The organism is Rhodococcus sp. JCM 9793, from assembly GCF_055380405.1.
On the sequence record NZ_AP043721.1, the window covers coordinates 147,489 to 159,957 of the forward strand.

General features: G+C 64.3%; 11 protein-coding genes, 1 pseudogene and 1 riboswitch. Of the genes and pseudogenes, 3 read left to right on the forward strand and 9 right to left on the reverse strand.

Going from position 1 to position 12,469, the window contains the following annotated elements:
- Position 1 precedes the first annotated feature (1 nt).
- The 3 genes from ACZ46K_RS02815 to ACZ46K_RS02825 form a co-directional block, all read right to left on the reverse strand.
- Positions 2-2,347 (reverse strand): MMPL family transporter, encoded by a 2,346-nt coding sequence (locus tag ACZ46K_RS02815; protein ID WP_464746563.1) that lies wholly within the window; start codon positions 2,345-2,347, stop codon positions 2-4.
- A 64-nt stretch (positions 2,348-2,411) separates the two neighbouring features.
- On the reverse strand, positions 2,412-3,017 hold the full coding sequence (locus ACZ46K_RS02820) for a TetR/AcrR family transcriptional regulator (RefSeq protein ID WP_054805746.1): 606 nt from the start codon (positions 3,015-3,017) through the stop codon (positions 2,412-2,414).
- Positions 3,018-3,113: 96 nt separating this feature from the next.
- On the reverse strand, positions 3,114-3,575 hold the full coding sequence (locus ACZ46K_RS02825) for an RrF2 family transcriptional regulator (RefSeq protein ID WP_054805745.1): 462 nt from the start codon (positions 3,573-3,575) through the stop codon (positions 3,114-3,116).
- A gap of 142 nt (positions 3,576-3,717) precedes the next feature.
- Here ACZ46K_RS02825 and ACZ46K_RS02830 point away from each other — a divergent pair, with 142 nt between their 5' ends.
- The gene (locus ACZ46K_RS02830; protein ID WP_054809978.1) at positions 3,718-4,653 is read left to right on the forward strand and encodes a sterol desaturase family protein; all 936 of its coding nucleotides are present in this window, start codon (positions 3,718-3,720) and stop codon (positions 4,651-4,653) included.
- Here the strand turns inward: ACZ46K_RS02830 and ACZ46K_RS02835 are convergent.
- The 6 genes and pseudogenes from ACZ46K_RS02835 to ACZ46K_RS02860 all read right to left on the reverse strand — a co-directional run.
- Positions 4,631-5,320 (reverse strand): YceI family protein, encoded by a 690-nt coding sequence (locus ACZ46K_RS02835; protein ID WP_464746565.1) that lies wholly within the window; start codon positions 5,318-5,320, stop codon positions 4,631-4,633. The two genes, ACZ46K_RS02830 and ACZ46K_RS02835, sit on opposite strands and share 23 nt — an antisense overlap.
- Positions 5,321-5,402: 82 nt before the next feature.
- Positions 5,403-6,257 (reverse strand): (2Fe-2S)-binding protein, encoded by an 855-nt coding sequence (locus ACZ46K_RS02840; protein ID WP_464746567.1) that lies wholly within the window; start codon positions 6,255-6,257, stop codon positions 5,403-5,405.
- A gap of 15 nt (positions 6,258-6,272) precedes the next feature.
- Complete coding sequence (locus tag ACZ46K_RS02845; protein ID WP_054809976.1) at positions 6,273-7,349, reverse strand: ABC transporter substrate-binding protein; 1,077 nt, start codon at positions 7,347-7,349, stop codon at positions 6,273-6,275.
- Positions 7,342-8,142, reverse strand: coding sequence for an ABC transporter ATP-binding protein (locus ACZ46K_RS02850; RefSeq protein WP_054805742.1), 801 nt, complete (start codon positions 8,140-8,142; stop codon positions 7,342-7,344). The genes ACZ46K_RS02845 and ACZ46K_RS02850 overlap by 8 nt, the downstream gene beginning before the upstream one ends.
- Positions 8,142-9,224, reverse strand: coding sequence for a FecCD family ABC transporter permease (locus tag ACZ46K_RS02855; RefSeq protein WP_464746569.1), 1,083 nt, complete (start codon positions 9,222-9,224; stop codon positions 8,142-8,144). The genes ACZ46K_RS02850 and ACZ46K_RS02855 overlap by 1 nt, the downstream gene beginning before the upstream one ends.
- Before the next feature lie 155 nt (positions 9,225-9,379).
- Positions 9,380-9,558, reverse strand: a riboswitch (cobalamin riboswitch).
- 25 nt (positions 9,559-9,583) lie between these two features.
- Positions 9,584-10,201 (reverse strand): annotated as a pseudogene (locus ACZ46K_RS02860) (TetR/AcrR family transcriptional regulator); the annotation flags it as partial.
- A 175-nt stretch (positions 10,202-10,376) separates the two neighbouring features.
- Between ACZ46K_RS02860 and ACZ46K_RS02865 the strand changes: the two are divergent.
- Both ACZ46K_RS02865 and ACZ46K_RS02870 read left to right on the forward strand, forming a co-directional pair.
- A complete protein-coding gene (locus ACZ46K_RS02865) occupies positions 10,377-11,312 on the forward strand; it encodes a metal-dependent hydrolase (RefSeq protein ID WP_464746571.1) in 936 nt (311 codons plus the stop codon).
- Positions 11,312-12,469, forward strand: coding sequence for a hypothetical protein (locus tag ACZ46K_RS02870; protein ID WP_054805749.1), 1,158 nt, complete (start codon positions 11,312-11,314; stop codon positions 12,467-12,469). Before ACZ46K_RS02865 ends, ACZ46K_RS02870 begins: the two co-directional genes overlap by 1 nt.

A 12,469-nucleotide genomic window follows, 5' to 3' on the forward strand; every position in this document is an offset into this window, starting at 1 on the left:
CTCACACCCGGCTGGATTCCGGGGTCGTGTCGGCGGCTTCCAGCTCACGCGTGAGTTTCTCGCCTTCGACGTCGACGTTGGGCAGGATCTTGTCGAGCCACTTCGGCAGCCACCACACCTTGTCGCCGAGCAGCGCCATCACCGACGGGATGATCACCATGCGGACGATGAACGCGTCGAAGAAGACGGCGGCGGCGAGTGCGAAACCGATGGACTTGATCAGCGAATCCGGTTCGGCGATGAACGCCGCGAACACCGAGATCATGATGATCGCCGCTGCGCTCACCACACGTGCGCCGTGCGCGAAGCCGCTGCGCACCGCGTCCAGGGCGGACGCACCGTGCACATATTCCTCGCGCATACGCGTCACCAGGAACACCTGGTAGTCCATGGCCAGGCCGAAGACCACGCCGATGAGGATGACCGGCATGAAGCTCACGATGGGCTGCGGGTTCGAGATGAGCCCACCCCAGCCTTCCTGGAACACCGCCACGGTCGCACCGAAGGTGGCCAGGACACTCAACAGGAAGCCGAGTGTCGCGGTGAGCGGCACCAGGATCGAGCGGAACACGAGCATCAGCAGGATGAAGGCGAGACCCACGACCACCGCGAGGTACGGGACGAGCGCGCTCTGCAGGCTCTCCGACACGTCGCCTTCCAGCGCGGTCTGACCGGTGACGCCGTACGAGAGGCCGTATTCGTCCCTCGAGGCTGCCTCGTCGGCGCGGATCTCCGAGACGAGATCCATCGTTGCGGGATCGGTCGGGCCGCTGCGCGGGGTGATGAGGATCTGTGCGGTGTCGCCGGCTTCGTTCACTGCGACGATCTGCGCGTTGGCGACCTCTTCGTGCTCGTACAGCGAACCGAGGACGGCCGCGAATGCGGCCTCTGCAGGAACGTCCGCGTCGCGGGCGTCGGCGACGACGACCAGCGGGCCGTTGCGTCCCGGTCCGAATCCTTCGTCGATCAGGTCGTAGGCCTGCCGTGCGCTGGTGGCGGGGTCGCCGGTCGCCTCGGTGGGCAGGGCGAGACGCAGGCCGGTGGCGGGGAGTGCCAGGACGCCGAGGAGGACGACGCCTGCGACGAGCGGGATCAGCGGACGCCGGGTGATGACGCCGATGAACTTCTGTGCGGCGCCCGGCTCATTGCCCTCGGGGTCGCGCTTGTTCAGTCCGGGGATGCGGCCCGCGAACGCCTTCTCACCGAAGAGTCCTAGTACCGCAGGCAGCAGTGAGATCGCGATGAGCACAGCCATCAGCACGGTGAACGCCGCGGCGTAACCCATCACGGACAGGAACGGGATGCCGACGACGCTGAGCGCCATGAGCGCGATGATGACGGTGAGACCGGCGAACACGACGGCGGAGCCCGCGGTGCCCACGGCTCGACCGGCAGCCTCGGCACGATCGGATGTATTGAGCAGTTCGTGCCGGAAGCGCGACACGATGAACAGCGAGTAGTCGATCGCGACGGCGAGACCGATCATGATCGCGAGCGTCGGAGTCATCGAGCTCAGGTCGAAGAAGCCGGTGGCGATGGTGATGCCCATGCTTCCGATACCGACACCGACGAGCGCGGTGATCAGCGGCAGACCGGCTGCGACGAGTGAGCCGAAGGTGAGGGTGAGCACGATCGCGGCGATGCCGATACCGATGAGCTCGGCGGTGCCGCCGGGCATCGTCATCTCTGCTGCGGCGGTACCACTGACCTGCACGGTCAATCCTGCGTCGCGGCCGATGTCCGCGGCAGCGTCGATCTGGTCGCGCATGGTCTGGTCGACGTCGGTCATCTCGCCGTCGAACGGCACGGTGACGAAACCGACGGTGTGGTCGGCGCTGAGCGGCGACAGCGCCTGTGCGTCGGCGAGGGCAGCTTCTTCGGGGGTGCCCTGCTGCGCGGCCAGCGCCAGCATCTGCTGGGTCAGCCCGGCATCTGCCAGCACGGGATCGACCAGCGCGCCGGCCTGCTGTTCGGGTGAGGCGGTGGCCGGGTCGACCTTCGCGGGCGAGGAGACCGTGTCGATCCCGCGGATCGCTGCGAGCACCTCGTCGACCGCAGCCATGTTCTGGGGATCGTGGGGATCGTCGAGTGTCTGCCCGTCGGGCGCGGCGAAGACAAACCGGGCGCTCAGTGCGTTCATCGGGTCTTCGGCCGTCGGGAACCGCTCGGCCATCAGGTCCTGCGTCTGCTGCGCCGGAGTGCCGGGCAGGGTGAACGAGTCCGTCGTCGGCCCGGACAGCGTTGCAGCACCGACTCCGAAGAGGACGAGCATTGCGATCCAGAAGGACAGGACTGCGCCCTTACGCCGGTAAGCGAACTTGCCTATCCGGTAGAGGTAGGTCGCCACGGCGGACACCCTTTCTTTGGTAGAACGAAATTTCTCGGGTCGGACAGGACTGCAGTGCAGGGGGTTACGAGAATCCTCGCCGGAGCTGAGCGAAAGCTTCGCGAATGAGGTGTTCGGGCGAGGACCCCGAATTCGGCGACCCCGAATCGGGCAGGCACATCTCGATGGCTGCTTTGATCGCGCCCAGGCTGGCGTAGTGCACCAGGTTGGGATAGATGTCGGTGACCGGGTCCGTGGCCGTCCGTTCGGCGATCACCTCGACGAGCAACTGCGATGAGCGCATCGCCACGTCGATGTGCCGGGATTCGTTCGCGGACCCTTCCTCGACGAATGCGACGCAGGTGCCGATGTCGTCGAACGACCATTGCGGATCGGTCAACAGTCCGACCGCGCATTCCTCGAGCGAGACCATGATGGGCTCGCCGGCGGGGCGGTGCCGCAGAAGGTCGATCCATGTTTCGATCAGACCCTCGAAATGCACGAGGACCGCTTCTTCCTTGCTGGTGAAGTAGTTGTGGAAGGTCCGGGTCGAGACTCCTGCCCGGGCAGCGATCGCATCGGCGGTGACCTCGTGGAGGCCGTGTTCGCGCGCGAGTTCGGCGGCCGCCTCCGCGAGGGCAGCGCGGGTGGCGGCCTTCTTGCGGTCACGTAGTCCGGGCGCAGAGGTCACTTCAACAACGGTACAGATCTTGCAGAGCTCTGTAACTTTGCAGAACTCTGCACTTTTATGGGATCGGACACACTGCGTCGATACGGGTAACGCACCTCACACGCCGCGACGCTCCCACGCACCCGGATCCGCGGTCAGGTCACGCACGAACTCCGACAGGTCGTCGGCAACGATGTCCGCGAGCGTCACGTCCTCGAGGACGGCGCGCAGATTCACCCGCACCGCAATCCACACGTCACGCAGGCGCTCGGCCGCGCCGGTGTACTCCACACTTTCCGGCCGCTCCCCCCGTACCGATGCAAGCGGCCCCTCCACGGTGCGGATGATGTCTGCGATGGAGATCTCGTCGGCCGGTCGCGCCAGCCAGTAACCGCCATCGGGACCACGCCGACTCCGGACGAGACCACCACGGCGAAGATCGGCGAGCACGGCCTCGAGGAATTTGTGCGGAATCGACTGCGCAGTCGCCAGCCTTTCCGCCTTGGCCGGGCCTGCTCCGCACGCGGCGAGTTCGAGGAGCGTCCTTACTGCGTAATCGACCCTTGCACTGATATGCACTTCGGTGCCTCCTCCGACGTTTCCGGCCGACCAATTCCTACCAAACAAGGGAGAAATCGGCACCGTCGATCACCGATAGTGACGGGCGCCATATGTCACGTACACTGGCCCGTCGTTCACGTACTACTTCGGAGGTCCCGCGATGTGGGAGACCCTGCGCGACTCGTGGTGGTCGCTGCTCGAACCGTTGCAGGACCCCGTCACCCTCGCGATTCCGGCGTTTGCGCTGTTCCTGATTCTCGAGTGGGTCGCCGCCCGGGCGCTCGAGCGCGCCGAGCCGGGGACCGACGGTCGCGTCCGCCCGCCGCGCGGTGGATACGAGATGCGCGATGCGCGAGCGAGCCTGTCCATGGGGCTGATCTCCATCGTGACGAGCGCCGGCTGGAAGATACTCGCGCTCGTCGGATATTCCGCACTGTGGGTCTACGTCGCGCCATGGCATCTGCCCGCCGATGCCTGGTACACGTGGGTGATCCTGCTGCTGGGGATCGACTTCCTCTGGTACTGGTATCACCGGATGGCGCATCGGGTCCGTCTCGTCTGGGCGACGCATCAGGCGCACCATTCGAGCGAGTACTTCAACTACGCGACCGCGTTGCGCCAGAAATGGAACAACAGCGGCGAGATCGTCATGTGGCTTCCGCTGCCCCTCATCGGCATCCCGCCGTGGATGGTGTTCGTGGGGTTCTCTTTCAGTCTCGTCTATCAGTTCTTCGTCCACACCGAGCGAGTAGGGAAGTTTCCCGCACCGATCGAGTTCGTCTTCAACACGCCATCGCACCATCGAGTTCACCACGGGTCCGATCCCGAGTATCTCGACCGCAACTACGCGGGCATCCTCATTGTCTGGGACCGGATGTTCGGCACGTTCAAGGCCGAAGAGCAGCGGCCCGTCTACGGACTGACCACGCCCGTCGGCACCTTCGACATCTGGGATCTGCAGACCCACGAGTACAAGGCGATCGCCCGCGACTGGCGGTCGGCAACGTCCTGGCGTCACAAACTCGGCTACTCTTTCGGCCCGCCCGGATGGGCTCCGACACAGCCGGAGACGGTCACTTCACCGGCTCGAGGGTGATCAGGAAGTCCACACTCCCGGTCTCGTCAACAGCGACGAATCCGAGGTTCGGCGGCTGAATCCCCCAGTCCGCCCAGGTCGCGGGGATACTTCCCGACGCCACGATGTTCTCACCGCTACGCAGAACTTCGACGTCCACCGTCACGGGCCGCTCCTCGCCGCGCAAGGTGAGGGTGCCGGCCCCGGACACGGTCGCGACGGTGCCGTCGGTGGGGACCGACGACAGGTCTACGGGGTCGGTCAACCTGAAGGTCGCGGTCGGGTGGTTCGCTGTGTCCATGACCATGCCGCGGAACTGGCCGTCGCGCTGAGAGCTGTCGGTGGCGATCCCCTCGACCTGGACGGTGATTTCGGCTGCGGTCAGCGATTCGTCGGCAATCGTCGCTGTACCGGACACCTGATCGGTACTGCCCACCACGGTGACGTCGGCGCCGCGCAGGATCTCGTGCACGGTGTATCCCGCTGCGGTCCGGTTGGGGTCGGCGCCCGGGGTGACGGCCAACTCTCCGTCGAGCACACCGGTTGCGGCCTCGACACCGGACGTCGACACCGATGCGGCCGGTGCGTCGTCCTCGGCTATGAACGTGCCGTACACCCATGGCGCAACGAAGAAGCCCAGCAACGCAACAACCACCAGAACAACGATCGACCACACGACTTTTCGCATACGGCGAGATTAGTTGACGTTTCAAGTCTGATGGGGTTGTGCACGTGAATTTTTCCTGAGAATCGAGTACGCGGATCTGCCGCTACGGACCGAGACGACGACTCCGCTCGACCAGCCGTTCGAGCCGCACCTCAGGATGCTGTCGAGGGCACGTCGAGCACTTCACACCATGCGGTCCGTTGTACAGCAGGCAACACGAGACCCGGTGCACGAAGGTCCGCGGCAAGCTCGGTGGAACGGGTGCCACCTCTACGAATCGCGGCTCCGGCAATCGAGGACCCGGCAGTTGATCCGAGATCGCCTGCACAGTCGCCCGCGCAGTATCCATGGCCTCGCCCACCCGCCCTGTGGCCTGTCCTGCCCAGAGGAAACGGGCGGCGACCGAGTCGACCGAAACGGCCCACAGCCTGCGCTCCCCTTTACCGCAGACGGAAGCAAAATACTCGATCCCGGCACCCAGTGCTTCGAGCAATGCCGCCTCGACCGACCCGGTGAGGGCTCGGGTCGACCTTGCACCGACCAAGCGTCCATACATCTTTCGGTTCGGTGTGGCCGTGCCGTCCATCGTCGAGACACGTCCCGGTTCGACGAAATCCGTGTCGCGTCCGGTCAGTGCCCGACGGTGCAGATAGACGTCCGCCAGCGCAGGACTGAGCGCTGTTCCGGTGACGAACTTGCTTGCAATGGTCGGTAGGACGAGTGAATTGCTGATCGCCCGCCACAGCACTGTCCCCAGGATCAACGGTGTGTCGACCTGCCATCGCGCGGCGCGCAACCTCAGTTCGTCCCCGATCCATTCCGGATCGAGAATCGCCGATGCCGGAACTTCTTGCGAGCCTCCGTCCAGCACCAGGGCAGCACGTTCACCGACCGGAAGTGCGCCCAGCACGTCCGACAGCACGGATTCTGCCGATACTCCCGAATTCACCATTGCCATACCGCCCTTCGTCGACTAATTCGACGCGCTCGGATCCATACGCGGCTCGATGTCGCTCTGTGGAAGCAGCGCTGCGCCCTCCAATGCCTTTCGTAGGTGTTCAGCGGTATCGACCATCAATGCACCACTGCGGCCCATGTCACTGGGGAGATTGAGAATTCGCCCCTGGGTTACGGCGTCCAACGACCTGGTCGCGGGGTTCTCCTTCAGCAGTTGCACTTTCGTGTCGAATGCCCCGGCACCGTCACCCGTGTCGGTCAGGACGATGAAGTCCGGGTTTGCTGCGGTCACCGACTCCCAGGACATCTTGGCGGTCTTCTGCTCGACGTCGTCGAACGAGTTCCGTCCCCCGGCAGCGTCGATGATGGCCCCGAACATGTGTGGCCTGCCGGCGCTGGAGACTCCCTCGTCCGACAGCACGGACACGTACATGACGCTCGGCTTGTCCTCGGCCTGTGGAGCCGACTCCAACTGTTCGCGACGTTGCTCGAGCTCGTCGATCTTCGACAGCGCACGATCGTCGTGACCGATGATCGCTCCGATGTTCGACAAGTCGGCATAGGCCTCGTCCCATGGCGTCGCCGCCTCGTTCGAGGCGGTCAAGCAGGTCGGGGTGACGGTGTATGCGGGGATTCCGAAGTCGGCAGCCAGCCGTTCGGGTGTGATGTTCTTTTCGACACTGAATCCCCACCCGTGACCGGCCATGACCACGTCCGGCTGTTGAGCTTGGATCATCTCGAGATTGAAAGAGGCCTCGGATTTCACCGGTAGCGCGTCGATGCGCTCCGCACCGAACATGTCGCTGAGCTGATCGAGTCGGGTGTTGCGGATTCCGCTCACCGCGGCGATCTGGTCGTCGGCATCGAGTGCAAGCAGGTTCAGGACGAGCTGGCTGTCGTTGGCGAAGATCTTCGTCGCCGGCGATGGGAAGCTGAGCTGCTCTCCGCAGTTCTCGATCGTGACGGTGCTCTCCGCCGACGCTGTTTCCTGATTGCCGGCACTGCTGCACCCGGTCAGTGCCGCGGTTGCAACGAGGAGACCGGTGGCCAGCGAAACCGGGACGTTCGGACGAGACGGTGTGGGGTCAGGCATGATTCTCCGAATGGGCTCGTGTTCCTGCAGAATCCGAGCCGAGCACGAGGTGCGCGCGTCCGGTCGCAGGATCGGTGAGTTGTGTTGCGGGTACGGAAAAGACGCGCTTCACCGTATCCGGGGACAGGGCGTCGGCCGCGTCGGCGAAGGTGTCGAGGGCGCCGTCGTGGAGTACTGCGACCCGGTCGAAATACGACGCGGCCGAAGTGAGATCGTGCATCGCCGCGATCACTGTGCATCCGAGACCGCGCAGCGTATCGAGGAGGTGGAACTGGTGGCGGATGTCGAGATGATTGGTCGGCTCGTCCAGGATCAGCAGTCCCGATTCCTGCGCGAGGCCGCGAGCAAGCATGGCGCGACGACGTTCACCGCCCGACAGTTGATCGCAGCGTCGGTCGACTGCGTGTGCCAGTTCCACGGTGTCCAAGGCCCGGAGCGTGACCGCGCGATCGGATTCCTCGCCCAGCGACCAGGGCGGACGGTGTGGAATTCGGCCCATGGCAACCATTTCCCCGAGCAGAAGGTCCTGCGGCGGAGTCTCCTCCTGACCGACATAGGCGATCGCCCTCGCTCGCACACGGAGCGGCAGCGAGTACAGATCCTTGCCGTCGATTTCGACCGTTCCCTCTGCGGGTGCACGGAGTCCGGCGAGGGTACGAAGCAGCGTCGACTTCCCGCTTCCGTTGACCCCCACCAGCGCGACCATGGATCCGCGGGTCAAGTCGAGGTCGATATCGGAAAGGATGTCCGACCCTGCGATCCGACAGCGCACATTACGCGCCCGAAGATGCATCAGGCACCATCCGAGAAGCTGTAGTGACGCCGCCCGAGCAGGAACAGGAACACCGGGGCCCCGACGAGACCTGTCATCACGCCCAGGGGAAGTTCCTCCGGACTCAACAGCACTCGGGCCGCAACGTCGATCCACAAGAGGAACAGTGCGCCGCCGAGCGCCGCCACCGGAAGGACGACGCGGTGACGTGCACCCACCAAGATCCTGGCGAGGTGGGGCATGATCAGGCCGACGAACCCGATTCCTCCGGACACTGCGACGAGCACTCCGACCAGCACCGACGACAACGCGAAGAGCCCGAGCCGGAGGCCACGCACGGGAACACCGAGAGCGCGGGCGACATCCGGTCCGCTCGACAGCGCATCCAGCCAGGAATGGAGGGCGAAAAGAATGCCGGCAGACACGGCCACGACGATCAGTGCAGGCAGAATCTGCTCCCACATCGATCCCGCGACGCTTCCGAGCATCCAGTAGAGGACCGACCGAACCGAATCCCGGTCGTCACTGAAGAACACCAGGAAACTGGACACCGAGGAGAACGCCGAGGCCATGACGACACCGGTGAGGATCAGACGTAGCGGAGTCAGACCCCCTTGCGCCATCGAGACGCCGAAGACGGCAGCACCCGCGACCATCGCACCGATCAGTGCGCCCAGCGACAGCGCCCAGATACCCAGCGAAGCAAGCACTCCGAACATGATGACCAGGGTCGCCCCGACACCGGCTCCGGCCGAGATTCCCAGAAGGTACGGATCCGCGAGCGGGTTTCTCACCAAGGTCTGCATCGTGGCGCCGGCCATGGCCAGGCCCGCACCCACGATGAGCGCCATCAAGATGCGGGGAGCTCGCAGGTTCCAAATGATCGTGTCGTACACCGGGTCCGGTCCGACACTCCCGGTGAAACGGGCACGCACCACATCCCATGTGGCCGACAGCGGTATCGGTTCCGACCCGAGAGTCAGCGAAAGGAAAGCGCTGATGACAACCGCTATGACAAGTGCGGCCAGGAGCGGGCTCGCCGGAATTCGTTTTTGTGCAAGCGGCTTCGTGGTTCGCCGGCGCGGTTTTGCGACATCGAGCATGTCAGCGACCCGGCGACTCCAGCTCCCCACCCGGTCGGGGTACAAGGGTCTTCGCCCGAAGGTGTCTGTGCACACGAAGGGGAATGGTTGGGCCGCTGGCCTGGGCACGCATCGCTCGGTCTCTCGTATCGGGGGCCCAATCGCGAGGCCCGCGTCTGCAATTCGGCGAGCCAGCAGGTTTTCGGACTCAGGATCAACCCGACAGTGCGCCTTCCCAGACCGTTTCCGGTCCAGTGGCACGTGCCCTGTCAGTCACCTTCACCGCTGCGCGACAGTTCCGGAGTCTCACCGGATTCCCTTGCATACGGATGCGTCTGGCTCGTGGTGAACCTAGCACAGTCGCGAGGTGTCGATTCGCCCGGATCATCCGCTTCACCGGACTGCGCAGCCACCGCCGTACCCACCCAGCGACGCAAGTACCGGCGCATCTCGTCGTCGGTGCGCAGTGGATTACCCGGCGAGACGAAGAACGACTGCATCGTCCGCAGGAGAAATTCGACCAGTTCGTTGAGTGCGGCGTCGCCGTATCCGTATCGCTCCCACTCGACGTCGAACCGCCTGATCATCGTCATGCCGAAAGCCTGCGCCTCGTCGGACGTCATATTCTCGGGGTGGACGTTCGCATACGAGTTCGACAGCAGGAGACCGAGGTGCGGCGTGCGGCGTACCTCCGCGAGGGTGAAGACGACGGCTTCGACGGTCGCGTCGACGGGGTCGACGACTCCTGCGACGTGGTCGGCAAGGCGGTCGAGGAATCCGGCGACCGACGCGATTGCCGCCGCCGTCATCAGCGCATCCGAGCTGGGGAAATACCGGTAGACCGTCTGCCGGATCACGCCCAATGATTCTGCAACCTCAGCGATGCTGATCGCCGCGCCGGTCCGCGCGATGAGATCGACCGCGGTGTCGACGATGCGCCGAGTTGCTTCTTCGTCGCTGTCGGGCGGACTCCCGCCCCACCCTCGCCTACGTGCCACACCGCCTCCTGAAATGAGGGGCCGACATTATCACGCAACCCAATCTCGGAGTGGGTATGCCGGGACATCTCCACGAAAGTCATCATACATATCTCTTCAAGTACGTATGATAAAGCCCGATTGCAGGCCCCACCTGCCCTGACTACATCGGACAAACCCGAGAACGAGGTGTGACATGACAAACCTGCACGTCCGCAAGATGCGTTTCGCATTCGAGGACTACGACGTGCCGTTCCTGTGGAATCCCGCGAACCCCGGGTTCTCGAGCATGGCCAACGCCGTCTCGTTCCTCGCCGTCGGATTCGAGAAGATGATCGTCCAGATGATCACCGAGGCGAAGCCGCAGTTCGCCGACGACACGGTCGCCGAGGAAGCCGACGCGTTCATGCGCCAGGAAGGACAGCATTCCACCGCGCATCGCCAGCACGTCCGCGCCCTGATCAAGAGGTACCCGGGCCTCCAGGAAACCCTCGACGAGGTGATCGGCGCCTACGACAAGCTCACCGCCGAGACGTCGCTGAAGTACCGACTGGCCTACACCGCAGACCTCGAAGCGACCTTCACCCCCGTCTTCAAGCTCATGCTCGACAACGACGCGTCGCTGTTCCGCCCCGGCGACGACCGCGTTGCCTCCCTGTTCATCTGGCACTTCGTCGAAGAGGTCGAGCACCGCAGCTCCGCACTGATCATCTTCGACTCCGTCGTAGGTAGCGACGTCTACCGCATGCGCGTGGCGGCCTCGGTGTTCAAGCACGTACTCGACGTCATTCGGATCGCGTGCGCGGGCTTCAACAAGCACGTCCCCATCGAAGACCGCAAGATCGACGCTCTGTCGATGTTCGCGTCGTATCGCCGTAAGCAGAAGCTGCTCGAGCTCATTCCGGGCCTGCAGGCCGCGAATTCCGGGCCGATGCCGCGAGCCTTCGACGACCTCGGACTCAAGGAGCAGCTCGTCGCACTGCGGGGCATCATCCGTAGCCAGATGCCGAAGCACAACCCCGAACACGAGGACCTGCCCGAGCTGGCCGGCGTGTGGTTCGAGCGCTTCGACGCCGGCTACGACGTCACCAAGTGGTACACCGCGGAAACCGCTGCACCGGGGGTCAATTGATGTCGGATCTGTGTTCGCCCACCTTCGACGACCTCGCGACGAGGCTCGGTTTCTCCTGCGACGAGGCCGGTGGGCTCCTCGAGTTCCGCAATCCTCTGGCCTTGGAGAATTGGACGCTCCCCGTCCTCGAACTGACCATCGTCGTCGGCGCTGTTCTTGCCCTCGCGTACGCCGTTCTCCGACTGCGCCGACACGGTGATCCCACCAATCTGGTGCTGTGGTTCGGCGCGTGCGCGTATCTGTTCATCATCGAGCCACCCCTGTACTTCCCGGCCGCATTCGGAATCGAACAGCACGTCGACACGATGTTCGCGCACAATGTGTTCACGGTCGAATTCATGTGGGGCAGACTGCCCCTCTACATCGTGGCGATCTATCCACTGCTCGCTACGCTGTCGTTCGAGATCGTGCGGATGCTCGGCGTGTTCCGCAGGTACGGCGTGTTCCTCGGCGCAGTGTGCGTGGGATTCGTCCATCACGCCTTCTACGAGATCTTCGACCACCTCGGACCGCAATTGCGCTGGTGGGAATGGTCTCTCGAGAATCCGATCAGCCAACCGTTCTTCGACGCCGTCCCGTTGCCGAGCGTCGTGGTGTTCGCTGCACTGTGGCCGATGTCCCTGGCCTTGTGCACACAGTTCTTCGTCGGTCGCCACTTCGACCGGGGCGAGAAGTTCACCGGGCTCCAATTGGTTTGGCGCACAGTCGTCATCGGCATCCTTGCCTCGGTGGGTACGTTCGTCCTTCCCCTGCCCGCCACGATTCTGGGAATGGGGAGCACGACAGTGCGCGGAATCGTGTACGCACTCGAACTCGCAGTCCTGTGTGTCGTCGCGGCATGGGTGCTCGCTCGCCAGTGGTCGCGGTTGCGTCGCGGCGACTCCGACGCCCCCGCCTACACGAACGTGTTCGTCCAGCGGTTCTCGCTGGTGTACCTCGGTGTGCTGGCCGTCCTCTGGATCACCGCGTTGCCCGACTACTTCTCGGCGGTCGATGGGGTCACCGACAACGACGACCCCATCGGAAGCCTCTGGTACGTCGTAGCGTGCTTCGTCGTGGCAATCCTGAGTGTGGTTGCGACGTTCACCGTTCCACGTGCCCGGGCCACATCCGAGACCGCGCCGCCCACGGTTCGGCACACGACGTCGCCGCAGTAA

Excerpts from the sequence above, each read along its gene's own strand:
- ACZ46K_RS02870 (WP_054805749.1), top strand. The coding sequence starts at position 11,312 with ATGTCGGATCTGTGTTCGCCCACCTTCGACGACCTCGCGACGAGGCTC.
- ACZ46K_RS02840 (WP_464746567.1), bottom strand. The coding sequence starts at position 6,257 with ATGGCAATGGTGAATTCGGGAGTATCGGCAGAATCCGTGCTGTCGGAC.
- ACZ46K_RS02830 (WP_054809978.1), top strand. The coding sequence starts at position 3,718 with ATGTGGGAGACCCTGCGCGACTCGTGGTGGTCGCTGCTCGAACCGTTG.
- ACZ46K_RS02855 (WP_464746569.1), bottom strand. The coding sequence starts at position 9,224 with ATGCTCGATGTCGCAAAACCGCGCCGGCGAACCACGAAGCCGCTTGCA.
- ACZ46K_RS02865 (WP_464746571.1), top strand. The coding sequence starts at position 10,377 with ATGACAAACCTGCACGTCCGCAAGATGCGTTTCGCATTCGAGGACTAC.
- ACZ46K_RS02845 (WP_054809976.1), bottom strand. The coding sequence starts at position 7,349 with ATGCCTGACCCCACACCGTCTCGTCCGAACGTCCCGGTTTCGCTGGCC.
- ACZ46K_RS02850 (WP_054805742.1), bottom strand. The coding sequence starts at position 8,142 with ATGCATCTTCGGGCGCGTAATGTGCGCTGTCGGATCGCAGGGTCGGAC.
- ACZ46K_RS02835 (WP_464746565.1), bottom strand. The coding sequence starts at position 5,320 with ATGCGAAAAGTCGTGTGGTCGATCGTTGTTCTGGTGGTTGTTGCGTTG.